Origin of the sequence: Paenibacillus tepidiphilus, from assembly GCF_008635795.1 — a bacterium.
Lineage (GTDB): Bacteria > Bacillota > Bacilli > Paenibacillales > Paenibacillaceae > Paenibacillus_AQ > Paenibacillus_AQ tepidiphilus.
In genome coordinates, this window is sequence record NZ_VWRQ01000007.1 from 67,836 (window position 1) to 92,928 (window position 25,093).

Consider the following 25,093-nt stretch of genomic DNA (forward strand, 5'->3'; position numbering starts at 1 on the left):
TCAATAATAAGCTATATATAAGACTGATAAATTGATAACATAAGATTTTCAACATTCTGTATACTAAACTTATCTATATAATGAGTATTAAATTTACCCATGTCTTCCCTTAATTGAGAATCACTAATTAATAGATCTAAACCTTCTTTAATATCTTTAGTAGAATCAGGACGAATATAAACACCGCCTTTGTTCTCTACGATAAGATCGGTGTTTCCTCTGATTTGAGAAACTACACAAGGTAATCCCACAGCCATAGCTTCCATTAATGAAACAGGTAAACCTTCCCTAAAGGATGGAAAACAAAAGATGTCCGCAACCTTTAATATTTCTATGACGTCATTCCTAAAACCAGTGAAAATAACTCTATCATCAACATTTAATTTTTTTGCTTGGTCCTTAAGATTATTTAGGAGATTCCCTTGCCCACAAATCACATAATATAAATTTTTATTTTTAAACTCACATAAAGCGTCAATAATTTTCGAATGATTTTTATTGTTATTTAATTCACCGATAGAAATTAACATAATTGAATTGGAGGGAACACCTAATTCCTCACGTTTACTAGTTTTATCAACATATTTTTCTTTTATCTGATCTATATTCACTCCTATACCAGGGACATAAACTGCATTTGATGAGAACTTTCTTGCAGTATTATAGTCTTCATTATTAATAGTAATAATTTTATCTGTATATATAGAAAGAAACTTTTCTATCGGGTAATATAACAGCCAATTCTTAAAAGGAGCACCTTTATAAAAGTGAAATCCATGAGCAGTATATATCACTTTTGTATTATCTTTTTTACGTGACTTCCGTGCTGCTAAGCGACTAATTAACCCACCGATAGGTGAATGACAATGAATAATATCAAACTTTTCTGTATTAATCAGTTGACGGACCTTAAAGTATATTCTAATATTTTTTAAACTGAAAGCATTTCTTTCAAAATGCATATCGTGAACTTCAACATCAATAGTTTTAAGACGCTCAATTAGATGTTCCACACTTTTCCGATCTGAAGTGCTTCCAAATTTAAAATTTGCAGCTACATGAACTTTGCATTTTAGTTTTTGAAGTACTTTAATATTCTCTATATTAAATTGGTCAATCATTGATGCCACTGATGCTACTATTAAAACCTTTTTCAAGTTTATTTCCCCCAGAGTGTATGCTTTATAGATTTTTCAAAATCCACAAGACAGTATTGCCAATCATAGTGGGTAGATAATTCTTTTTCATAAATCTTATCTCCAAAGATTTTATTCATAAATGAACTAAAAGATAAAAATATTAAGATTATCCAATTAAACAATGAAGTGAAAATAATTTTCCTCCCATAAAACTTCACTAAAGTCTCTACTATATTCACGGTAGATACGTATTCTTTATTTTGAGGAAAAAACAATCCACTATCATTGTAATCTATATTTAATTTTATGAATTCACACAAATTGTCAATATAAATCATACTTCTTTTATTATTCAACTTAGGAAAAATGGGTGACCATTTAGAAAACTTTATAAGTTTAGGGAAATTGCCTTTACATCCCGGGCCATACACCATTGGAGTTCTAATACAAGCTACTTTATACTCTCTATCATTCATTTGTTGAATAGCCTTATCTGCTTCCAGCTTACTACGTCCGTAGAAATCATTAGCTCCAGTTACAGTGTCTTTGTTAATAATAGTTTGATTTAAGGAATTATTATCGGATCCATAGACGAGCATACTGCTCATAAATATAAACTGTTTAACATGCTCCTCTTTAGCCTTTGTTGCTATTTCTATAGCCAAGTCACGATTCACCCTGTAGTACTCCTCTTTCATTTTTGGATCCGCAGACACATGAGCAATACCAGCAACATGCAACACAACATCGTAATGCGAAAAATCGCGATCCTTCCACTTCGTTCCTCGAACGGAAATTTCATCAATCTCATATCGCTCAGGCCATTGCTCCAACCATTTAATAAAGCTTGTACCAATATAACTGCCTTTACCGGTGATCAATATTTTCTTCTTGTCCATCTTATAAAGCAGCTCCTTTGGTGGGTGATGTCACTTCTGCTTCGCTGGACCCTTCTCTTACACCATCAGACTTTAATACACTGTTTATGGTCATAAAAAAAACTTTAACATCAAAAACAAGAGATAATTTCGTTACATATTCACCATCAAGTCTAGCTTTAACTTCTATCGGCAGCTCATCTCTGCCATTTATTTGTGCCCAGCCTGTTAATCCCGGCTTGATATTATTCGCTCCATATTTATCCCGCTCTTCATTTAGATCATGCTGGTTCCATAGTGCAGGTCGAGGACCGATAATGCTCATATCACCTTTAAGTATATTGATGATCTGAGGAAGTTCATCCAAACTTGTCTTCCGCAGGAATTTCCCAACTTTGGTAATGAAGTAATCTGGATCTTGCAACAAGTGAGTAGGCATGTCTTTAGGTGTGTCAGTCTTCATTGTTCTGAACTTAAGAATATGAAATTCACGTTTGTTTCGACCAAGCCTTTTTTGTTTAAATAAGATTGGACCTTTGGAGTCCAGCTTGATTGTTATAGCGATGATCAAGAAAAAAGGCCATAACAGGAGAATCCCGATTAGTGCCAATAAGAAATCAATGATAGGTTTTACTATAACATACGGCTTCATTTAAGCTCACCTAATCCTTTATGTACTCTACTGAAAATCCCTATATTATGAATGCACAGCCTCTCATTAGTATACAAGAGACTGTGGCTATTCTTATCAATCTGCGATTTTATTAGTTGTTCATACCCTCGGCAATTGACATACCCTTTTGCAACTCAGCCTCAAACGTAGCTCTATATTGGCTAATAATTTCCGTAGAATAACCATATTTCGTGAGTTTGGCTTCAGCATCGGCAATAATGCTATTGAAGCTGGCTGTAAAGGAAGCTAATTGCTGCTTACCTTGGGATAATAGACTGGATTTAGTTGCTGCATCTGTAGCAGACAAATAATCTAATGCAAGTACTGTCAGGGCCGATCTGCTTTGAGCCTGTAATGCTGTAAGCTTGGCTTCCGTCTCACTGGTTATCTGCTCATATGTCGGGTTCGCAGAAGTACTACCGCCTCCCGCACCAGGAGCCGGTGTTGCAGTGGCTGAGCCGGTTCCGCCAGGTGTTGTTGTACCGCTGTTGTCTTCAGAGCCTTGATAAGAGGCTGAAGTTGCAGTTACTGTCTTTGTCTTCTGGTCCCAGCCAATTGTATGACCCACCGATTCTGAGAAGAAGCGCAAAGGTACATATAACGTACCATTCATGATAAAGCTGGATTGTCCTGCAGGGAGCTTCTTGTTTGTTCCGTCAAAGATATAACTGGCATTCACCTTGGTAAGGGTTATGTTCTTCGCTGTTGATGCATTGCTCCCAAGATTCATTAAATATTCCTTAATGACTACTAACTCTGAACTGCTTGGATCTGCGACCGTAACTCTTACGTTCTTCGCATCCCAACTGACGCTCTTCTGCAGAGCATAAGACATGAAGCGAAGCGGTACATAAGTAGAGTTATTATAGATAAAAGCGTATTGACCCGCAGGCGGCTGAATGCTGACACCGTCAAAGATCATCTTGACATTCATGGTTTGAACTTTAACATAAGAAGTCTGTGTCGCTGCTGTCGCAGCCGAAGCGGACAATGGTGCGGATGCAGTTAGTGGTGCAGAGCCTACCAATGCTAGTAGCAACAATGCTGTTGCGGGTAACTTAATCTTCGACATTCTCATTCACTTCCTTCTTCAGCTGCTTGCTGTTCTTGTTCTTGTGCTTGTATCTGCTTCTCTTCTTCAAGAATCTGATCGCGAGATTTGCCTTGGCTTACACCATACTTCTTGGCAATCTGGGATAAGTCATTATACTGTTCTTCGGATACCTTACCAAGAATAATACTGCGTGCTTCTCTCTTCTCTTCAATGGTCAGCCCGCCAGAGGCCAGTTCCTGCAGACGTTTGATATCTGACATACTGAGCTGTCCCAATACAATTGAAGCAACGTCCGCTTTATCTTTGACTGTTACATTTTCCTGAATCTCTTTAGCCTTGTCAGTGGATACTTGGGCTGTATAACCACTGGAAGAGCTACCTTTGTTGTCAGTGGCTGATGATGTTGGGCTTGCCGGCTTAGTGGTTGATACCGGGTCCGGTTTGTCGGTGGCAGTAGCAGCCTTACTTGATTCTTCAGAACTGCCACTACCAGGGCTTACCGTCTGCGTAGGTACTGCAGTTTCTGTCGGCTCTGCCGTCTGATCCTCTGATACAACAGCTGGTTCGGCAACTTCATCTGAGACTGTATCATCTGCCACAGTCTCCTCCACATCAAAGCTTGAAGCCATTGAATTCATCAGCTTGTCTACTGCATAATTTGCTGCAAACAGTCCACCGACACCTAGTACGACCAACACCGACAACGTCCAAATTAAAATTTTCTTCCATCTCTTCACTAGCAGGTACCTCCTAACCGATATTTAGCTTATCGCCGCCTGCGCTACCGGCTGCATGGGAACAATCTGGTTGATGACTTCACGTATAGCCGCAGGTTCTTCGGTTAACACTCGTTCCAGTCGCTTAAACTCCAGCTCCAATTGGTTCTGGCTGATGACATTCGGCTGTCCGATAAAGATCCGGTCATGCTGTGTTGAGCCTAAATTCTCTTCAGCGGTCAGCAATTCCTCATAGAGCTTCTCACCTTCACGAATCCCGCTGAACACAATATCGATATCTTTATATGGCTCGTATCCCGACAGGGTGATCAAATCCTCAGCAAGGGTAAGGATCTTGACCGGTTCACCCATATCAAGTACGAATACCTCTCCCCCTCTGGCGAAGGAACCCGACTGGATGACGAGTTGCACTGCCTCAGGAATCGTCATGAAGTAACGTACCATCTCCGGATGCGTAACCGTAACCGGGCCACCGGCAGCGATCTGCTGTTTGAACGCCGGAATTACACTGCCCCGGCTGCCCAATACATTACCAAAACGCACGGCAGAGAATTTTGTTGCACTTGTTGTATTTAAACTTTGCACATACATTTCGGCAATCCGCTTAGTGGCGCCCATAACACTTGTCGGGTTAACAGCTTTATCCGAAGAAATTAACACAAACCGTTCGGCTCCGAATTTATCGGCCGCATCTGCTACATTGCGTGTGCCGAACACGTTATTCTTAATCGCTTCCGAAGGATTCCGCTCCATCAAAGGAACATGTTTATGCGCTGCAGCGTGAAAGACTACATCCGGTCGGTATTCGCTGTAGATGTCCATGATCCGGGTACGATCCTGTACATCGGCAATCAGTGTGAAGATCTGCAAATAAGGAAATTTCTTACGCAGTTCCATTTCAATCGTGTAAATACTATTCTCACCATGCCCAAGAATCAGCAGCTTGCCCGGTGCATAAGGTGATATTTGACGGCATAGTTCCGAGCCAATGGAGCCGCCAGCTCCAGTGACAAGAACCGTCTTGTTGTGCACATAACCGAGAATACTGTTCATGTCGGCTACAATCGGTTCACGACCCAGTAAGTCCTCTACACTTACATCACGCAGCTTCTTCACTGAAATCTTACCGGCGATCAGGTCATTGAGAGCAGGAATGATCCTCAGCTTTACACCGGTTGCTTTGGAAAGATTAACAATCTCCGATATCTCTGTCCTCGAAACTGACGGCATAGCTATAATAATTTCATGAATATTGCGTTCTTTGACAATTCGGGGGATATCATAGCGGTTACCCAGAATGGGAACCCCCATAATCATCATATGGTATTTATCTTTATTGTCATCAATGAACCCTACAATTCTTGTTCCTGCAAACGACGGTCCTGTTAATTCTCTGGCGATCAAGATTCCGCAGTCACCCGCTCCAACAATTAGGGTATGTACCTCGGAGTCTTTCACAATATTCTTGCTGCTGCGGAACATTCTCCAGCAGAACCGGATACCGCCTACCAGCAGAAGAATGGTCTCCACCGAACGCACTTCAATGCTCAGAGGGACCCGTCCCGGAAGAATAATAAAAGCCACTGCATATGAGATCAGGGCTCCTACGACAATAGCTTTAAACACCGATACAATCTCGCCAATGCTGGCATATTGCCACACTCTGCGGTAGAGTCCAAAGTAAACCAAGCTTCCTCCGAAAGCAATGGAGGAGATTAGTGCATACCATAACATTTGCGATACGTATTCACCGGGAATATGACCATAAAAGCGAAAAAGGTAGGAAGTCATAACGCTGAACCAAATAATCGCTATATCGATCAGAAATAATAATAACACTCTTGTTTTAGCTGTCATTTTGGTGCCTCCAAAAATAACAAATTCTATCTAGGAGCGTCAGTTCCCGTAATAGTAATAATAATAGCCTTCACTAGCCTTACGTTTAACATTATTTAGAACAACTCCGAGCATCTTAGCCCCTACACGGTCAAGACCGCTCTTAGCCTTAGCAGCAATATCTCGTTTAACCTTACCATAGCTTACAACCATAATAACGCCATCGCTCTTGGATGCAATGATTTGCGCATCAGTAACTGCTAGCAGCGGCGGTGTATCAATAAGAACAACATCGTATAATTGGCGTAATTCCTGCAACAACGCATTCATCCGATTGGAAGCCATCATTTCCGCAGGGTTAGGAGGGATGGGCCCTGAGGTTACAATGGATAAATTACTCACTCCTGTAGCTTGTGTAGCTTCCTCAAGAGAGGATTGCTGCGACAATAGTGAAGATAAACCATGCCGATTGCTGAGAGAAAACGTCTTGTGCGCTGTTGGCTTACGCATGTCACCGTCAATCAACAGTACCTTCTTATCTGCTTGCGCATATGCTGCAGCCAGATTGGCCGTTACGGTGGATTTGCCTTCTTCCGGTCCCGTTGAAGTTACCATAATAATCTGGATTTGTTCATCGATCGAAGAGAAATCAATATTTGTGCGCAGCGTTCGGAAAGCTTCGGATACCGGCGAGCGGGGATTGGTCACGGTAATCAGATGACGTTGTTTACTTGGTTGCTGTGACATGTTCTAGTTCTCCCGCCTTTCTGTTTAACGTTTGAGATTGGGTTTCAGTATGTTTCGTCTCTTCTTGACCCAGCCTTGTAATCATAGCAATCGTTGGAAGTCCAAGGTACTTCTCAATGTCAGCTTCGGTCTTGATTGTATCATCCAGATATTCCAGAAGGAATGCAATTCCCAAACCGATCATCAAAGAAACAATGAAAGCAATCGCCAAATTCATAACCACATTCGGCTCCACTGGACCCGGTTCAACGTCAGGATTCAGCTTTGCTTCATTGAGAATCGATACATTCTCTACGCTGAACAATGAAGGAATCTCCTGCTTGAACACAAGGGAGATGGCATTTACGATTTCCGCAGCTCTCTCATACGAATTATCTCGAACGACAAGTGTCATCACCTGCGTATTATTTACAGAACTCACATTAACCTTCTTCAACAATTCTTCAGCAGTCGTATTAAACTGCGGATATTCGTTGGCGACGACATCCAGAATAGCCGGTGTCTTAATAATTTCCTTGTAGGTATTAATTAACTGGATATTGGTATTGATCTGGTTGAGGTCAATTTGCGTTGCAACCGCCTGTGTCGGCGTTTGGTTGACGATAATTTTGGTTGAAGCTTCGTACACCGGTTTCTTAATGAAAAGACTATATACTCCTGCAAGCAGGCACACTACGATGACAATGCTGATAATCATCCACAGTCGCTTCCTGATAATCTGGAAATAATCGCGAAGATCCAATTCTTGTGCTGACAACTGAATTTCCCTCCAAGCTGTTTCAGTAATCTTTCGTTTTCCCTCAAAAAAGTGCCTCCTCTCACCTTGACGAGAGGAGGCCCTCCTTGCTAGCTATTCTTTACTTGAAGTTAATTGTACGGTAGATAATTACAGCTGCTTCTGCACGGTTAGCCGTGTCATTCGGATTGAACTTGCCGGCATTGCCGATTACCAGGTTGTTGCTTGCTGCGAAGGCTACGCCTTCTTTCAGGGAAGCGGCGATCTTCGAAGCGTCGGAGAATTTGCTCAGCGATGCAGTGTTCGAAGTGGCAGCAGGATTAAGAGATTTAACTGCACGAGCGATCATTGTAGCCATTTCAGCACGTGTGATCGAAGCGTTTGGATCGAATTGAGTAGCGCTGCGGCCAGTGATAATACCTTTCTCAGCAGCAACAGCTACGTAAGGAGCGTACCAAGCAGTCGAACTTACGTCGCTGAAGTTCTCAGTTGCAGTGCTGTTCTCCAGGTTCAGACCGCGAACCAGCATCTTGGCAAATTCAGCGCGGGTAACATTGTTCTTCGGTGCGAACTTACCAGCCCCTACGCCTTCAATTGCGCCCTTAGCAGCAACAACTTGAATCTGTCTGCCAGCCCAAGCTTGAACCAAAGCAGTATCTGTGAAGCTCACTTTATTCTCGACAACAGCATAGGAAGAGAACGTGTCGCGTTTCTCAATGATATGTTCTCCGTCAACCACACCTCCGTGGAATTCAAGCGCACCGTACACAAGCTTCGATACGGAGAGCAATTCTTTATCCAGACCAGTTGTATTGGCAAGTGGAAGCTTGATGGTCAGCGGTTGTTTGAATACTGTTGTTGCAACTCCGCCAACTTTAAGATCGAAATCATATACCTTGGAAGCCAATTTCTGCGAAGAAACCGAAGTTACTGCAGTGTCTTCCAGAGTTGTAGTTGTAAGAGTAAGAGCATCTGCAAATTGTCCCAGTGGCAACGTTGTAGTCAAACCGTTAAAGGCAATTGCGAAGTTAGCAATACCTTTCGTCTTTGCAGCTTCAACAATCACTTTGGACAAAGGAACTTCAACAATCTTCGCCTTTACTGTTCCCAGATCAAACGTGAATGTCAGGCCTGTCTTACCGCTATTTGCAGCCAGGAAAGCGTCGAATGCCTTCAGTACATCGGCATCAACCAACTTAAGAGTGGCCTTGTCGCCAACGATGCTTACCAACTTAGACACATCATAAACGCCTGTAGCAGCATTCAGAGTTGGCGTTGTTGCAACTGTACCGCCGCCAGTACCACCAGTGTAACCGCCATCACTGGTCGGATAAGCCTTCAGGTAGGCACTTGCAAGAGACAATGCAGCTTTCTGAGCTGTTGGCAGTTCCTTGTTGAAGTTACGCAGAGCAGACTTCACATCGCTAGGAGTTACCCCCAGATTCGTCAATACTTCGCTTACAGTCAAGGAGTCAGCACCGCCAGTTTTGCGAGCGAGCACTTTGTCAACGATTTGATCAATCAGAGCGTCGTTCTCCAGAACAGACTCAATGGAAGTAGTACCAATCAATGCACGAAGTTCTGCTTCAAGACCGTTAGTGCCGAATACGAACTCGGAAAGGTCATCGAAAGTGAGTGAGTCCACACCGGCAGCTTTTGCCAGTTTGTTCAACAGGGCTACATTCTCATCAACAACGAGCTTTCCTTGTACTCCGGTAAAACCGTCTGCGTAAACATCATAAACTACGCTGGACGCGGTCTGGAAAATATTATAAGAAGTTTTGACATCATCAGTGCTCAGTTTTGCTTTGGCTACTACCTTATCAAGTACCGGAGCAAAAATAGCTTCAAACTCATCCTGGCTGATTGTCTTAGCTTGCTCCTTGTAGTTATAAAGGGCTTGTCCGTTGGTCAATTTGCTGTATACGTTCTTAACGATAGTCTTAACTTCTTCTTTGGACTTTGCTGCAGAAGCCACACTAACACCCAGATGCTTAGCCAGACCTTCGGTGCTGAAAGGGAAACCTGCAAAAGATGCAGCTGCCATGCTTGCTGCCAATGTCGATACTGCTAATTTTTTCTTCAAACTCACTGCTCATCCACCTCTTCTGATATGTATTTAAAATAATATGACAATCACCCAGTAATAACCATTCTACCATCAATTCTCATAGAGGTCACCCTCTGCGGGAAAAAAATCCGAACATTTTTTGACGCATGTTGCGGGAACCGGTATGAATAGTCCGAAAAAGATCTGTGTTTTCGACAATTTTGCGTGAATTTTGTTGAAAAAAGTCGAATGTTTCCGAGCCTAGTTCTTTCTCTACTACTTTGTAAGCCTCGCTTAAACCAAAAGGACGGTGGCCGCTATCATGTGCATCTGAAGCGATGACATGCACCAGATTTCTCCGGCATAAATCTAGCGACAGCTTCTGCAGCTTGCCCCCAAAGACTCCGGCCAGACTCTGGGCGGTAACTTGTCCAACCGCTCCCAAATCTATTAACTTTTCCAATTTCCGCGGATCGTCCGCCACTTCGCTGTTACGCTCCGGATGGGCGATAACCGGAACCAGCCCCTGGATCACCAGTTCATGGCAGGTCTCCTCCATGCTACGCGGCACCCGCGACGAAGGCATCTCCAGCAGTATGTACCGGGTCCCCGCCAGCGTCAGAAGTTCTCCCCTCTCCAGGTCAGCCAGCAAATCGCCATAGACACGGATTTCCTGTCCGGCAAGCACCTGCACTGGAATCCCCGCCTCCTGCAACCGCTCTCGCAGCTCAGGAACCGCTTCATTAATTCTTGAAGCCGGATTCAGATACGCCCCGTTGGCATGATGGGGTGTGGCTATAACCGTGGTAATGCCGTCTTTATGGGCGTCCTGCGCCATGGCGAGTGCCGCTTCCCAATCGGCAGCCCCGTCATCAACAAAGGGTAGAATATGGCTATGGATATCTATCATACGCTTAATATCGGCCCCTCTCTAGTCAAATATTATAGAAGTCAGGCAAAAAAAACAACCACTTCACTGGGAAATGATTGCTTAATAGGAAAAGTAAATAATGGAAACTAGCAGCAGCCTGCAGCTGCCGGTAAATCATCTAAGACTATCTACCCAAGAACTATTAGGACTCCAGTTCCTCACTAGGCATAATCCCGGAAGCCTCTACCTCTTCCAGCCCTTCATCCTCTGTAGCGGTTGCTCCGAGAATTACCCCCCAAAGCTCCTCCTTGCCGAGACCGATCTCTGAAGAGAACGGAATAAAGCTGTCGCCCGGCAGCACGCCCAACTCCTGCTTCATAATCTTGATATGCTTCGGCCAGCGGGTCTTGGGAATCTTGTCCGCTTTGGTGGCAACTACGCAGAGCGGCAGATCATAATGCTTGATCCAGTCGAACATCATCTTGTCGTCGGCTGTTGGCGGATGGCGCAGGTCTACTACGAGCAAGATCAGCTTCAGCGTCTCGCGCTCGGCCAGATATCTTTCGACCATCTTGCCCCAGGCGGCACGCTGGGTCTTGGAGACCTTGGCATAGCCGTAACCGGGAAAATCGACAAGGTATAACTGCTCATTGATACGGTAATAGTTCATATGCTGCGTCTTGCCGGGGGTGGAGCTGGTGCGGGCCAGATTCTTGCGCTGGATCATCCGGTTGATCAGGGATGACTTCCCGACATTGGAGCGCCCTGCCAGAGCAATCTCCGGCAAGGCGTCCACAGGGTATTGATCAGGGCCGACTGCGCTGATCACGAATTCGGCCTGATTCACTTTATATTCAGTAGCTTTCATATCGTTTCCTTTCTAATGCACACTGCTCTGCGCCTCGCTGAGGGCGGCGGTCTGCTGTTCTACAAGCGCATGCTGCAATACCTGGTCCATATGGGAGACCGGCACGAATTCCACATCATTGCGCACACTCTCCGGAATATCTTTAAGATCGCGCTCATTGTCCTTCGGAAGCAGGATCTTCTTGTATCCGGCGCGGTGGGCGGCCAGCGATTTCTCCTTCAGTCCGCCAATCGGGAGCACTCGTCCGCGCAGTGTAATCTCACCAGTCATCGCTACATCCTTGGAGACATAACGCTTCGTCAAGGCAGAGATCAACGCCGTAGCGATGGTAATACCGGCCGAAGGGCCATCCTTCGGAATGGCTCCCTCGGGAATGTGGATATGAATGTCGTTCTTCTCATGAAAATCAGGCGCAAGCCCGAGCTCCTCGGCCTTCGAACGCGTATAGCTGAAGGCAGCCTGGGCCGATTCCTTCATCACGTCGCCGAGCTGGCCGGTCAGGATCAGCTTGCCGGAGCCCTGCACGACCGTCACTTCGATCAGCAGCGTATCGCCGCCGACCTCTGTCCACGCCAGTCCGGTTACGGTGCCGATCTGGTCTTCCAGCTCCGCTACGCCGTAGCGGTACTTCGAGACGCCAAGATAATCCTTGACCTCATCAGGCAGAATCGTGACCTGCTTGGTTTCGGCGGATACGATCTTCTTAGCCGCTTTACGGCAGAGTGCAGCGATCTGCTGTTCCAGATTGCGCACACCGGATTCGCGTGTGTACTCACGGATGATCTTCAGCACACTTTCGTTCTCGATGATTAACTGTTCTTCCTCCAGCCCGTGGTTCTTGCGCTGCTTCGGCAGCAGATAGCGCGAGGCAATCTGCAGCTTCTCCAGCTCCGTATAGCCCGGAATATGCAGCATCTCCATACGGTCCAGCAGCGGACGCGGAATGTTGTGAACCGTGTTGGCCGTCGTCACGAACATAACGTTCGAGAGATCGAACGGCATCTCGACAAAATGGTCACTAAACGTGCTGTTCTGTTCAGGGTCCAGCACCTCGAGCAGCGCGGCCGACGGGTCGCCGCGGAAATCCGACGCCATCTTGTCGATCTCATCGAGCAAGAAGACCGGGTTAATGCTGCCTGCCGTCTTCATCCCCTGGATGATACGGCCCGGCATTGCGCCGACATACGTGCGGCGATGCCCACGGATTTCGGCTTCATCGCGCACGCCGCCCAGCGAGATGCGCACGAACTTGCGGTTCAGCGAGCGGGCGATGGAGCGGGCGAGCGAGGTTTTGCCGACGCCGGGAGGCCCTACCAGACAGAGAATCGGACCCTTCAGCTTCTTGACCAGCTGCTGCACGGCCAGATACTCCAGCACGCGTTCCTTGGGCTTCTCCAGCCCATAGTGGTCCTCATCCAGGACCTGCTCGGCTTTCAGAATATCGAGATCATCCTCTGTCGCTTCGCTCCAGGGCAGGCTTAACAGCCAATCGACGTAATTGCGGATGACACTGCCTTCGGCCGAGCTTGCCGGCATTTTTTCCAGACGGTCGATTTCCTTCTCAATCTTCTCCTGCACGCGCTCCGGCAGATCCTTCTCCTGCATCTGGGCACGCAGCTCGTCGGCTTCGCCGGCACGGCCTTCCTTCTCCCCGAGCTCCTTCTGGATCGCCTTCATCTGCTCGCGCAGATAATACTCCTTCTGGGTCTTCTCCATCTGCTTCTTCACACGCTGGTTGATCTTGCGCTCTAGCTCCAGCACTTCGCGTTCATTATTAAGAATATCGAGCAGCTTCTCCAGGCGTTTGCTGACATCGATGGTTTCCAGAATCTCCTGCTTATCCTTAATCTTCAGCGATAAATGGCTGGTAATTACATCGGCCAGACGCCCCGGCTCTTCAATATCCGAAACAGCAGCCAGTGTCTCCGGCGTGACCTTCTTGGACAAGGTGATATAATGCTCGAACTGGCTGAGCACGGTACGCATCAAGGCATCGCTTTCCTGGTCGACCTCTTCCTGCTCCGGCAGCTCGCGCGCGAGCACCTCATAGAATTCCTCATTGTCCGTATAATGAATGATCTCCGCCCGCTCTACGCCTTCCACCAGCACGCGGATGGTTCCATTCGGAAGCTTCAGCATCTGCCGCACATTGGCGACGGTACCGACGCGAAAGATATCTTCTTGTCCCGGCTCCTCAATATTCACTTCCGACTGGGAGCAGAGGAGAATCAGGTTGTCTTCAACCATAGCTTTTTCCAACGCCCGAACGGATTTCTCGCGACCCACATCCAAGTGAAGAACCATGCTAGGGTACACAAGAAGACCTCTAAGCGGCAATAAAGGAAAACGACGACCTTTGGATTGTTTTTGTATCATCGCTTTCGCACCTCCCATGGTTCTCAAGTAGTTTCACCTGCATTTATTCTAACAAAAGCGGCATCAAAACACCAATAGCTTACACAAAAGCACAGCCCCGGCGCTGCACTTCAGTTGGTGGTTTCCACGTTTTAGTATCCGCTGCATCGCTGCAGATTATGTCAGGGAGCTCTGTGAGATATACTGTCTTTACAAAAAAAGAAACGGCAGTCCCCTGCCGCTTCTTCCTTATCCGATATGCTGTTCAGCCGTTCAGTTGGCCGCATTGTCTGAAGCGGCGTCCGCTTTAAAAAGCGAAGGTCCCGCCGAGTATATCTCGCCGGATACCGCAGGCAGCCGCACATCGGCGATCTCGGTTCCGAACAGGTGGAGGAAGACCTCCTCCACGGTCTCCACCGGTATAACCTGCAGCGGAGACAGGTCGGCGAAGAGCGACTGCCAGTTGTCCTTCGGAATCAGCACCGTGGTCGCCCCGGCCTGGAAGGCCGCCTCCACCTTGGCGATGACCCCGCCGACCGGCTTCACCCGGCCGTGGATGCCGATCTCCCCGGTGATCGCCACGGTGTTGTCCACCGGCAGCCGCCGGATGGCCGATACGATCGCCGCCGCCATGGCGACTCCGGCGGACGGACCGTCGATCGGCGTGCCGCCGGGGAAGTTGACATGCAGGTCGAAGCGGTCCGGCTCCAGACCCATCAGCCGCAGCACGGTCAGCACGTTCTCGACCGAGCCTCTGGCCATGCTCTTGCGGCGGATGGTGCGTGAGCCGCCGCCGATCTCTTCTTCATCGACTACGCCGGTAATATGCAGGCGGCCTTGGCCGCTCTGCGCCGGGGCGGCGGAGACTTCGATCTCCAGCAGTGTGCCCATGCCCGGGCCGTAGACGGCCAGGCCATTCACCAGGCCGATCTGCGGTGCAGTCGGCACCTTGCGCTCCGTGCGCAGCGGCAGCTGGCTGCTGCTGGCCACCCATTCCACATCCGCAGCGCTTAAGGTCTCCCGGCCTTCGGTAAGGGCGAGACCCGCGGCAAGCTGGATCATATTGACCGCCTCGCGGCCGTTGGTTGCATATTGCTGCACGACAGCCACCGCTTCGGGGCTGGGCTTCAGCCCGATCTTCTGAATCGCGTCGCGCGAGATAACGGCGATCTCCTCCGGCAGCAGCGGCCGGAAGTAGATCTCCATGCAGCGCGAGCGCAGCGCCGGCGAAATCTCCTCCGGCGACCGGGTCGTAGCGCCTACCAGCCGGAAATCGGCTGGCAGGCCATTTTGAAAGATATCGTGAATGTATGCCGGTGTATTGCTGTCCTCAGAGTTGTAATACGCACTCTCCAGCAGCACCTTCCGGTCTTCCAGCACCTTCAGCAGCTTGTTCATCTGAATCGGATGCAGCTCGCCGATCTCATCAAGGAACAGAATGCCGCCGTGCGCCTTGGTAACCGCTCCCGGCTTCGGCTGCGGTACCCCGGCAATGCCCATGGCTCCCGCTCCCTGATAGATGGGATCATGCACCGAGCCGATCAGCGGATCGGCAATCCCCCGCTCGTCAAAACGCGCGGTCGTGGCATCAATCTCCGTAAATTTGGCATCGGTTTTGAAGGGAGACAGCGGGTTCTTCTTTGCTTCCTCCATCACGACACGCGCAGCGGCCGTCTTGCCGATACCGGGCGGCCCATAGATGATGACATGCTGCGGATTTGCGCTGCACAGAGCCGCCTTCAGGGCACGCAGCCCGTCCTTTTGACCGACGATATCACCGATGGAAGCCGGACGCGTCTTCTCCGAAAGCGGTTTGGTCAGCGAGATCATCCGCATTTTGCGCATCTTGTCCAGCTCCTTGCGTGATTCACGCTCCACCGCCGATTTATTGGTCTTCTGCCCCCGCAGCTGGTTCCAAAAATAAACGCCGATAACCAGCGCAAAAAAGAGCTGGACGAGCATCACCAATATTCCTAATTCTCCCATAGGTCTTCCCTCCACTTTCCTCTCACTATTGTCAGCACGCCTTGACTACTACTAGGTAGTATAGCCTTTTCAGAAATTCATAAACCGGGCGCTCTCTTCATTTTTTTGTATGTTACAGGAAAAAATTCACTTTTCGATATATACATTGCTCTATTTCATGATATTATAAGAACAAATGTTCTTACTATTGGTTGTAAATTCCTTTTTTATCCTCCCTACATATAAACGAAGCAATGTACTCACAGAAAGGGGAATTCAATAGTGAGCGCTTATGAGGAATGTAAACAGGAGATTTATCGGATTGGCTGGAGAGTGCAGTATAAGGCAAGGAAAATTCATTCACGGGAGTTCTCGCTTTTTGACAATCAACCCGTTGACTATAATTTCACAGCCCATTCCGATTCAAAGATTTGCGTGGAAGAATTGTTAAATACGCTCCCGGTTCATGGAAAGACAATTCTCTGCAAGCTTTATCTTCAAGGCATGACAGAGCACGAGGTGGCCCAGGAATTACAGATCAGTCAACAGGCGGTGAACAAATGCAAGAAAAAGATGCTGCGCAGCTTATCACAGATCACGAATTCTTAACCCTGCTGCAGGAAGCCAAGCTCAAAAAGCCTGAAGCTACTTTGCAGCTCCTTCATTTATTCAGGGAGGATATTCTGAACATAAGCCGGTATATTCATCTCCCCAAAGAGGATGCGATCTCTACAATTACGTTGGAATTTCTTGAATTCATCCAGCAGAGAGAATCTAGACCCAAGGGTGAACCATAAAATAATTGTGGGTGAATCGAACAGTCTGCGCTCTAATCAATTTATGCCCAAATCAAAAAGCCCCCCGCTACGGTTTCCCGTTACGGAGGGGCTTTCTATATCTGCAAAGATAATGGCTGCATGCTCTTTAGGCTTCTGTCTGCACAGCGGGTGCCAGCCCGGCGTGACTGCGTCCCGGAATCTCCCCGGTCCGTTCAAAATGCTCGACAATGACGTCGATTTCCTTCTTCAGCTCGGAGACAAGCTCGGCTTCAGGAACCTTGCGGATCATCTTGCCATAGCGGAACAACAGACCTTCACCGCGGGCGCCCGCGATGCCAATGTCAGCTTCGCGTGCCTCGCCTGGGCCGTTCACGGCGCAGCCAAGGACCGAGACCTTGATCGGCACCTTCAGCTTGGAGATGTACTCCTCTACTTCGTTGGCGATGGAGAACAGGTCAATGTCCAGACGGCCGCAGGTCGGGCAGGAAATCAGGGTGGCGGCGTTCGAGATCAGACCAAAGGTCTTCAGCAGCTCACGGGCCACCTTCACCTCTTCTACCGGATCGGCACTGAGCGAGATCCGCACGGTACTGCCGATGCCCATGGAGAGCAGCGCACCGATGCCTGCGGAGCTCTTGACTGTACCGGCGAACAAGGTGCCGGATTCGGTAATGCCCAAATGCAGCGGATAAGGGATGACCTCAGCCGCCTTGCGGTAGGCTTCGATGGCCATCGGCACATCGGATGCCTTCAGAGAGACGATGATATCATGGAAATCGAGCTCTTCCAGAATGCCGATGTGATAGAGGGCACTCTCTACCATTGCATCGGCGGTAGGATAGCCGTATTTCTCCAGCAAATGGTTCTCCAAGGAACCGGCGTTCACCCCGATACGGATCGGAATGCCCTTGTCCTTGCAAGCCTTAACGACCGCTTCCACCTTGTCGCGGCGGCCGATGTTGCCCGGATTGATCCGCACCTTGTCGATGCCGTTCTCAATGGCGAGCAGCGCCAGCTTATAGTTAAAATGAATATCCGCAACCAGCGGAATATGAATGCGTGCTTTGATTTCCTTGATCGCTGCGGCCGCTTCCTCATTGTTCACGGTTACGCGTACAATTTGACAGCCCGCTTCCTCCAGCCGCAAAATCTCGGCAACCGTTGCTTCCACATCAGCGGTTTTGGTCGTACACATGCTTTGAATAGCAACCTCGTTGTTTCCCCCGATGATGACCCCGCCGACATTGACAGGACGGGTCTGGTGTCTCAAATACATGGTTTTCTCCCCCATAACGATCAAAGCTCCACCTGTACTCCAGCAATCAGCCGAAGACAGGTGGAGGCAGTGATCAATATTGTCAGGCAGCTGCGTCTGCACATCCTCAGATGAGAAAGATTAGGCGCTCTCCTCTTTTTTCTTATCCTTCTTGATGCCCAGCTCAGGCACAGCCTTCTCCTGCACGACCTGCTCGGTAATGACACAATCCTTGATGTCATCGCGCGAAGGCACCTCGTACATCACGTCGAGCATGATGCTCTCGATGATTGCCCGCAGACCGCGTGCGCCCGTGTTGCGTTTGATGGCTTCCTTGGCGATGGCTTCCAGCGCCTTCGGCTCGAACTTGAGTGCAACATTGTCCATCTCCAGCAGCTTGACGTATTGCTTAGTCAACGCGTTCTTCGGCTCGGACAGAATACGCACCAGCGTATGCTCATCGAGCGGCTCCAATGTTGAGATGACTGGCAGACGGCCTACAAATTCAGGGATCAGACCGAATTTGAGCAGGTCTTCCGGAAGAACCATCGACAGGTACTCGCCCGGCTTCAAATCCTTCTGGCCTTCCATAGCGGCGTTGAAGCCGATGACCTTTTTGCCGATGCGGCGTTTGATCATTTGCTCCAGACCGTCAAATGCACCGCCTACAATGAACAGAATGTTCGTTGTATCGATCTGAATGAATTCCTGGTGCGGATGCTTGCGTCCGCCCTGCGGCGGAACGGAAGCAACGGTGCCTTCCAGAATCTTCAGCAGCGCCTGCTGTACGCCTTCCCCGGAAACGTCGCGGGTAATGGACGGGTTCTCGGATTTACGTGCAACCTTATCGATTTCGTCAATATAGATAATGCCGCGTTCGGCTTTCTCCACATCGTAATCGGCAGCCTGGATCAGCTTCAGCAGAATGTTCTCAACATCCTCACCGACATAGCCGGCTTCGGTCAGAGAAGTGGCATCTGCGATCGCAAACGGCACATTGAGAATCTTCGCCATCGTCTGGGCGAGCAGCGTCTTACCCGAGCCTGTCGGGCCGAGCAGCAGAATGTTACTCTTCGTCAGCTCGACGTCTTCGATCTTGCTCTGGCTGTTGACGCGCTTGTAATGATTGTAAACGGCAACGGAGAGGGATTTCTTCGCCTGCTCCTGTCCGATAACATACTGGTCGAGAATATCGCGGATTTCCTTAGGCTTCGGAATATCCTTCAGATCCAGCTCTTCCTCGTGGCCGAGTTCCTCTTCCACAATCTCCGTGCACAGCTCGATGCATTCGTCACATATATAAACGCCGGGACCGGCTACGAGCTTACGGACCTGCTCTTGCGATTTACCGCAAAAAGAACATTTCAATTGCCCTTTTTCGTCGTTAAATTTAAACATCTTACCACCCCTTTAAGATATGATCGATGAAGTGAGTATCTGGTCGATTAACCCGTATTCCTTCGCTTCTTCCGCGCTCATGAAGTTATCGCGGTCTGTATCCCGTTCGATTTTCTCAAGGGGTTGACCTGTGCGCTCCACATATATCTGATTCAGCTTCTGTCTCGTCTTGAGAATCCAGTCGGTATGAATCCAAATGTCGGAAGCCTGCCCCTGGACGCCGCCGAGCGGCTGATGAATCATAACCTCGCTGTTGGTGAGCGCGTACCGCTTACCGGGCGCTCCGGCCGTAAGCAGGAGTGAACCCATGCTGGCCGCCATCCCTACGCAAATCGTCGATACATCCGGTTTGATGTATTGCATCGTATCATATATACCCATGCCGGCTGTGACAGAACCACCGGGTGAATTGATATATAAGTGAATGTCCTTCTCGGGATCGTCAGCTGCGAGGAACAGCAATTGGGCTATAACCAGATTGGCGACATCATCGTCAATTGCAGTGCTCAGGAAAATGATGCGGTCCTTGAGCAATCTGGAATAAATATCGTACGAGCGTTCTCCCCGACTCGTGGTTTCTACAATCATAGGTACCAGACTCATGCCACCAACCTCTTTTCTCTGCACAGAATAGTCTTTCCGTTTCAAAAATATTTTAACACGTTCAAGACAGTATGTCATTTTTTCACTGTGCGCGGGAGTCCAGCTTAGAGCGTGTGCCTGCATTATAGCCTAATTGCGCACGGAATGCCAACTCCTTCTCTCCCCGCACCTGAAAATTAAAAAAAGCAAAGGCACGTAACCTTGATTACGTGCCTTATCGCCATATTATGGAGGCCGCTAGAAGCAGCCTATCTGGTTGATTCAATGCTATGCAGGAGACTTTGGTGCAAGAGCTTATTCAGCGCTTGTCTCTTCAGCCGGAGCTTCTTCGGAAGCTTCCACTTCCACGCTGTTCTCTACGAGGAAATCAATCGTCTTGCGCAGAGCGATTTCTTCCTTCAGACTGCCCAGGGAACCGTTGGCTGCCAGGATCGTCTTGATTTCTTCCGGAGTGCGTCTGAAGTTCTCAGCCATAGAAGCCAGTTCTTCATTAACTTCTTCTTCAGAAACTTCGATGTTCTCGGTCTTGGAGATCACTTCGAGCACCAAGTTGTTGCGGACGCGTTTCTCGGCGTCGCCCTTCATCTGCTCTTCCAGATCTTCGCGGGTCTGGCCGGAGAAGCTCAGGAACATGTCCATGTTCATGCCTTGCTGGCGCAGACGGTTGTCGAAGTCACGAACCATGTTCTGCACTTCGCTGTCGATCATAGCTGCAGGAATTTCAACTTCAGCGTTGGCTGCCGCTTTGTCGACTACCGCATTCTCGCGGGCACCTTTCAGTTCGTTCTGCTTGCGGGATTCGAGCTGTTTCTTCAGGTCGGCCTTGTATTCTTCCAGCGTGTCGAACTCGCTCACATCTTTGGCGAATTCGTCGTCCAGCTCAGGGAGCTGTTTGCGCTTGATTTCATGCAGCTTCACTTTGAATACAGCAGCTTTGCCTGCAAGGTTCTCGGCATGGTAAGCCTCAGGGAAAGTCACTTCTACATCCTTGAAGTCGCCGGTAGCCATTCCTACCACTTGCTCTTCGAAGCCAGGGATGAAAGAGCCGCTGCCCAGTTCCAGGGAATGGCGTTCAGCCTTGCCGCCTTCGAACGCTTCGCCGTCTACATAGCCGTCGAAGTCGATAACCGCAGTGTCGCCGTTCTGTGCTGCTTCTTCTTCCACGACAACCAGCTCGGCATGACGCTCCTGCAGACGCTTCAGTTCAGCGTTCAGCTCGTCTTCGGAAACTTCGGCCTTCTGGGCCGGAACTTCCAGACCTTTGTAATCGCCAAGGGTCACTTCAGGCTTCACTGTTACCTTCGCTTTGAAGATGAAGGATTGGCCTTTGGCAAATTGCTCGATGTCCACTTCCGGACGGTCTACAGGGAAAATGTCGGCTTGTTCAACCGCTTCGCTGTAGGCTTCAGGCAGAAGGATGTCGATAGCATCCTGATACAGGCTCTCTACGCCGAAACGGGATTCAAAAATAACCCGCGGCACTTTGCCTTTACGGAAGCCAGGTACGTTCGCTTTCTTAACCACTTTATTAAAAGCTTTGTCGAGCGCTGCCGCTACGCGTTCAGCTTCAACTTCTACTTCAAGAACCCCAAGGTTCTTCTCTATCTTTTCCCAGGTTGCTTTCATGATATACTTTTCCCTCCAAAAATAGGTTGCATATTGACCTGTAGAACATTCACGTATTCACGCACAGAATAACCATTATATTATATCCAACATTGCTCTAATTATCAAGTAGAGAACTCTTAATGAACCCTTTCAGGTAACGGTATGCCGCCTCGAACTGGAAGCGCATGCTGCCCGTAATCCCGTACATGGTGCGGGTCTCTTCCTCCTGACGGGTGCCGTTCAGACTCTCGGAGACCATCTGGTGGAGCGCCCCGGCCCAAATATCCAGCTGCTCTTCTTCGCCTTCAACCAGCTTGCGGTAATGGGAAGTTCCATAAATCGACATTATAAACTGCCCCCACAGCTCCTGGGCAAAATAATAGAGTGTCGGCTCATGTACCTCCGTCTGCTCGGCGAGCCGCTCCATCACCTGGCTGATCTGCACGGGAAAATCCTCATTAACTAGCGGCACATCCTCGATCTCTATTAATGAAGCTTCCTGTCCGCGCAGCAGTTGGAGGGTCCCCTGCGCACCTCGCCGCCGCAGCGTCTGCAGCGCACGGAATTGCAGCAGCGGGTGTACGCGTGAACCCTGCAGCCACGCCATAAGCTTCTCATCCACCTGAGGGCCGTCCAGATATGATAACTGCTCCAGCGCCAGAATCGTCGCCTCCGATAGCGGTTCATTCATGACACGGTTCAGCAGCTTGTCGGGATATGCCGAATCCTCTTCGAGCTTGGTTCTGGCCAGATGGCGGGCCATGTCCTGCTCATTCATATCCTGATCCTCTGCTGGAGCCTCCCCTTGCGGTTCATCGCTGCGGATGGCATAGGGAAATGCCGTCTCCAGCCACTCCAGAAGCGAGCGCCATTCCTCGTAATTCCGTTCTTCCTGTCCCTGGCATTGCAGCAGAAAACGCAGCAGCTCCATCGCCTCGCCGTAGCGTTCGCTCTCCAGCATGACGGTCAGCTGCATCTGGTAGTAATCCAATGTCTTCGGGAACAGTACAATATTCTCTTTGGCAGGGGAATTGAAATGATTGATAAGGGAAACCTCCTTTCATCCGTTTATAGTCAATTGTAGATTATAGCATATCCCTCCCCCTTTTCAAAAAAACAAGTTGAAAAACTTGCGCAGGTGTGATAACATAATTTTTGCTTGCTTTTCAGTCTCTTATTTATGTCCCAGTAGCTCAGCCGGATAGAGCATGCGCCTTCTAAGCGCACGGTCGGGGGTTCGAATCCCTCCTGGGACGTCCAGAAACAGCCTTCCTTCGGGAAGGCTGTTTTGACGTTCGGGGGATGAGAACCCCCTCGGGTTCGTTGGAGCATCCGCTTCGGGAGCACCTGCTTCGCAATCCGCCCCTTGGGGCGGTATCCCTCCCTCCTGGGACGTCCAGAAACAGCCTTCCTTCGGGAAGGCTGTTTTGACGTTCCGGGGGATGAGAAGCCCCTGGGTTCGTTGGAGCATCCGCTTCGGGAGCACCTGCTTCGCAATCCGCCCCTTGAGGCGGTATCCCTCCCTCCTGGGACGTCCAGAAACAGCCTTCCTTCGGGTAGGCTGTTTTGACGTTCGGGGGATGAGAACCCCTCAGCGCAAAACAGGCCGCCGGAATCATCCGGCGGCCTGTGTGTCCTGTGCAGCCTGCTGCTGCGATGCTACCGCCCCTTGCGGCGGTTGCCGAGCCAGAGCGGGAAGCGGAACATGAAGTTGATCATCAGCACGACGAAGACCAGCACAGCCGCCGACTTGTCGGCGATCTGCCGCGCGTCTTCGACGATGGCCTCGGACTGCACATACCAGAGATGCACGGCGAGTGTCTCGCCCGGGGAGAACAGGTTGAAGTCCCACATCTCGCCGGAGGTGCTGAGTCCGGCGGTCAGGATGATGACCGCCGATTCCCCGAAGGCGCGTCCGGCCACGAGGCAGACGCCCGTTACAATGGCCGGCATCGCCACCGGCAGCACGACCTTGCGGATGACGTAGGATTTGGTCATGCCGAGCGCGTAGCCGGCTTCGCGGATCTCGCCGGGAACGGCGCGGACGGCTTCCTCCGTGACGCGCGCCAGCATCGGCAGGTTCAGCATCGCCAGGCTGACTCCGCCGCCGAGAATGGTCAGGCCGATACCGAAGTATTCGGCAAAGATCGCCAGGCCAAGAAGGCCGAAGACAATCGACGGCACCGAGGACAGGGATTCAACGCAGATCCGCAAGGCAGCGGTGAATTTGTTGTCCGGTGCATATTCGGCCATATAGATGCCGCCGCCGATACCGATGGGGATGGAGATCACCAGCGAGATCAGCAGGATGTAGAAGGAGTTGAACAGGACCGGACCGATCCCGCCTCCCGGGTCGATCTCCTCCGGTTGCCTGATCAGGAACTCCGGCCGCAAGGACGGGAGACCTTTGCTGAGAATCGTAAAGAGCAGCCAGAAGATCAGGAGCAGCACCAGCGCACCGAGCGTATAGAAGCCGATCGTCGCCAGACGGTTCCGCCGCTGTGCCCGTGCCGAATGACGTGTACGTGTAAATCCGTTCACTGTGCGTCCCTCCTTTTGCGGCCCAGAACACGGATAATCAGAATCAGGGCGAAGGAAATAAGCAGCAGCAGAAAGGCCATCATGTGCAGTGCATAGTTCCAGTCAGAGTCAAATTCCACGTTCGAAATCTGCATCACGATGTTGCTGGTCAGCACCGATGTCGGCGTGAACAGCGATTTGGCCAGCTGCGGCGTATTGCCGATGACCATCACCACGGCCATCGTCTCGCCGATGGCGCGGGTCATGCCGAGAATCACCGCCGAGATGATTCCGCGGCTGGCCGCCGGCAGCACCACGCGCATGATGACCTGCAGACGCGTCGAGCCAAGCGCATAGGCGGCGTCCCGGTATTTGCGGGGGACGGCAACGATGGCGTCATCGCTGATCCGGCAGATCGTCGGCAGCACCATCAGTGCCAGCACCAGCGCTGCGGCCAAGACCCCGTCGCCCAGACCCTCGCCGCTGACACGGCGGAGAAAAGGCAGCAGCACCGTCAGGCCCAAATACCCGTAGACGATAGACGGAATGCCAACGAGCAGGTCAAGCACTGGCCGGATGAAGCCGGTCAGCCACTTCGGCGCGATCTCGGCGCACAGCACCGCCATCCCCACGGAGATGGGTACGGCGATTACCAGCGTCAGCGCGGTCAGCGACAATGTATTGATGATAAAGGCCGCAGCCCCGAAGCTGCCTTCTTCCGGCGTCCAGTTAAATGAAAAGAAGAATTCCGCCAGCGAGACATTTCCGAACAAGAGCAAGGCCGTTTTTCCGATAAAAACGATAACCAGGCCGAGCACGAAGCATAACGCAAGAATACTGAACAAGAAATAATAGCGGGACATGGTGTTGCTGAACAAATGTCTGCTGTGGCGTTTCGCGTTTATCTTTATTTTCCCCTCTGTATGCTTCTTCGGCGCCCGGGAAGCCAGGCTTTCCACATCTGCCCCCATACGTTCCCTCCTGTAAGCGGCCACCCCCGGAAATGGTACCGGAGCTGGCC

At 49.7% G+C, this 25,093-nt stretch carries 22 protein-coding genes and 1 tRNA gene; 3 read left to right on the plus strand and 20 right to left on the minus strand.

Going from position 1 to position 25,093, the window contains the following annotated elements; genetic code table 11:
- Positions 1 to 11: 11 nt before the first annotated feature.
- The 13 genes from F1379_RS11080 to lonB form a co-directional block, all read right to left on the minus strand.
- Entirely contained in the window at positions 12 to 1,157 is a 1,146-nt protein-coding gene (locus tag F1379_RS11080) for a glycosyltransferase family 4 protein (protein ID WP_150269437.1), read from the minus strand.
- A 2-nt stretch (positions 1,158 to 1,159) separates the two neighbouring features.
- Positions 1,160 to 2,038 (minus strand): NAD-dependent epimerase/dehydratase family protein, encoded by an 879-nt coding sequence (locus F1379_RS11085; RefSeq protein WP_150269439.1) that lies wholly within the window; start codon positions 2,036 to 2,038, stop codon positions 1,160 to 1,162.
- A gap of 1 nt (position 2,039) precedes the next feature.
- Positions 2,040 to 2,669: a sugar transferase gene (locus F1379_RS11090; RefSeq protein ID WP_150269441.1), complete on the minus strand. Its 630-nt coding sequence runs from the start codon at positions 2,667 to 2,669 to the stop codon at positions 2,040 to 2,042.
- A gap of 112 nt (positions 2,670 to 2,781) precedes the next feature.
- Positions 2,782 to 3,762 carry a copper amine oxidase N-terminal domain-containing protein gene (locus F1379_RS11095; RefSeq protein WP_162551125.1) on the minus strand — a complete coding sequence of 327 codons (981 nt, stop codon included), beginning with the start codon at positions 3,760 to 3,762 and terminating at the stop codon, positions 2,782 to 2,784.
- 2 nt (positions 3,763 to 3,764) lie between these two features.
- A complete protein-coding gene (locus tag F1379_RS11100; protein WP_150269445.1) occupies positions 3,765 to 4,481 on the minus strand; it encodes a hypothetical protein in 717 nt (238 codons plus the stop codon).
- A gap of 24 nt (positions 4,482 to 4,505) precedes the next feature.
- On the minus strand, positions 4,506 to 6,338 hold the full coding sequence (locus F1379_RS11105) for a polysaccharide biosynthesis protein (protein WP_150269447.1): 1,833 nt from the start codon (positions 6,336 to 6,338) through the stop codon (positions 4,506 to 4,508).
- A gap of 39 nt (positions 6,339 to 6,377) precedes the next feature.
- Positions 6,378 to 7,064, minus strand: a complete 687-nt coding sequence (locus F1379_RS11110; RefSeq protein ID WP_150269449.1) for a CpsD/CapB family tyrosine-protein kinase — start codon at positions 7,062 to 7,064, stop codon at positions 6,378 to 6,380.
- The gene (locus F1379_RS11115; protein ID WP_150269451.1) at positions 7,045 to 7,821 is read right to left on the minus strand and encodes a YveK family protein; all 777 of its coding nucleotides are present in this window, start codon (positions 7,819 to 7,821) and stop codon (positions 7,045 to 7,047) included. The genes F1379_RS11110 and F1379_RS11115 overlap by 20 nt, the downstream gene beginning before the upstream one ends.
- 100 nt (positions 7,822 to 7,921) lie before the next feature.
- On the minus strand, positions 7,922 to 9,892 hold the full coding sequence (locus F1379_RS11120; RefSeq protein WP_150269453.1) for an S-layer homology domain-containing protein: 1,971 nt from the start codon (positions 9,890 to 9,892) through the stop codon (positions 7,922 to 7,924).
- Between the two features lie 85 nt (positions 9,893 to 9,977).
- Positions 9,978 to 10,760, minus strand: coding sequence for a tyrosine-protein phosphatase (locus F1379_RS11125; protein WP_150269455.1), 783 nt, complete (start codon positions 10,758 to 10,760; stop codon positions 9,978 to 9,980).
- A 163-nt stretch (positions 10,761 to 10,923) separates the two neighbouring features.
- Complete coding sequence (gene yihA, locus F1379_RS11130) at positions 10,924 to 11,589, minus strand: ribosome biogenesis GTP-binding protein YihA/YsxC (RefSeq protein ID WP_150269457.1); 666 nt, start codon at positions 11,587 to 11,589, stop codon at positions 10,924 to 10,926.
- Positions 11,590 to 11,601: 12 nt separating this feature from the next.
- Entirely contained in the window at positions 11,602 to 13,965 is a 2,364-nt protein-coding gene (gene lon, locus F1379_RS11135) for an endopeptidase La (RefSeq protein ID WP_150269461.1), read from the minus strand.
- Between the two features lie 252 nt (positions 13,966 to 14,217).
- On the minus strand, positions 14,218 to 15,930 hold the full coding sequence (gene lonB, locus F1379_RS11140; protein WP_150269463.1) for an ATP-dependent protease LonB: 1,713 nt from the start codon (positions 15,928 to 15,930) through the stop codon (positions 14,218 to 14,220).
- Between the two features lie 483 nt (positions 15,931 to 16,413).
- Here lonB and F1379_RS30290 point away from each other — a divergent pair, with 483 nt between their 5' ends.
- Both F1379_RS30290 and F1379_RS11150 read left to right on the plus strand, forming a co-directional pair.
- Entirely contained in the window at positions 16,414 to 16,518 is a 105-nt protein-coding gene (locus F1379_RS30290; RefSeq protein WP_239004646.1) for a hypothetical protein, read from the plus strand.
- A complete protein-coding gene (locus tag F1379_RS11150) occupies positions 16,470 to 16,706 on the plus strand; it encodes a hypothetical protein (RefSeq protein WP_150269465.1) in 237 nt (78 codons plus the stop codon). Before F1379_RS30290 ends, F1379_RS11150 begins: the two co-directional genes overlap by 49 nt.
- 127 nt (positions 16,707 to 16,833) lie before the next feature.
- On the opposite strand, the gene ispG is transcribed toward F1379_RS11150, so the two are convergent.
- The 5 genes from ispG to F1379_RS11175 form a co-directional block, all read right to left on the minus strand.
- Positions 16,834 to 17,964, minus strand: coding sequence for a flavodoxin-dependent (E)-4-hydroxy-3-methylbut-2-enyl-diphosphate synthase (ispG, locus tag F1379_RS11155; RefSeq protein WP_150269467.1), 1,131 nt, complete (start codon positions 17,962 to 17,964; stop codon positions 16,834 to 16,836).
- Between the two features lie 120 nt (positions 17,965 to 18,084).
- Positions 18,085 to 19,341, minus strand: coding sequence for an ATP-dependent protease ATP-binding subunit ClpX (gene clpX, locus F1379_RS11160; protein ID WP_150269469.1), 1,257 nt, complete (start codon positions 19,339 to 19,341; stop codon positions 18,085 to 18,087).
- Between the two features lie 12 nt (positions 19,342 to 19,353).
- A complete protein-coding gene (gene clpP, locus F1379_RS11165; RefSeq protein ID WP_150269471.1) occupies positions 19,354 to 19,944 on the minus strand; it encodes an ATP-dependent Clp endopeptidase proteolytic subunit ClpP in 591 nt (196 codons plus the stop codon).
- Between the two features lie 294 nt (positions 19,945 to 20,238).
- Positions 20,239 to 21,570, minus strand: a complete 1,332-nt coding sequence (gene tig / locus F1379_RS11170; protein ID WP_150269473.1) for a trigger factor — start codon at positions 21,568 to 21,570, stop codon at positions 20,239 to 20,241.
- 97 nt (positions 21,571 to 21,667) lie between these two features.
- A complete protein-coding gene (locus F1379_RS11175; protein ID WP_239004634.1) occupies positions 21,668 to 22,528 on the minus strand; it encodes a hypothetical protein in 861 nt (286 codons plus the stop codon).
- Between the two features lie 206 nt (positions 22,529 to 22,734).
- On the opposite strand from F1379_RS11175, the gene F1379_RS11180 reads away from it, so the two are divergent.
- Positions 22,735 to 22,808: transfer RNA gene (locus tag F1379_RS11180), tRNA-Arg, on the plus strand.
- A 403-nt stretch (positions 22,809 to 23,211) separates the two neighbouring features.
- On the opposite strand, the gene pstA is transcribed toward F1379_RS11180, so the two are convergent.
- Both pstA and pstC read right to left on the minus strand, forming a co-directional pair.
- Entirely contained in the window at positions 23,212 to 24,093 is an 882-nt protein-coding gene (gene pstA / locus F1379_RS11185) for a phosphate ABC transporter permease PstA (protein WP_150269477.1), read from the minus strand.
- Positions 24,090 to 25,043, minus strand: coding sequence for a phosphate ABC transporter permease subunit PstC (gene pstC, locus F1379_RS11190; RefSeq protein ID WP_150269479.1), 954 nt, complete (start codon positions 25,041 to 25,043; stop codon positions 24,090 to 24,092). The genes pstA and pstC overlap by 4 nt, the downstream gene beginning before the upstream one ends.
- Positions 25,044 to 25,093 lie beyond the last annotated feature (50 nt).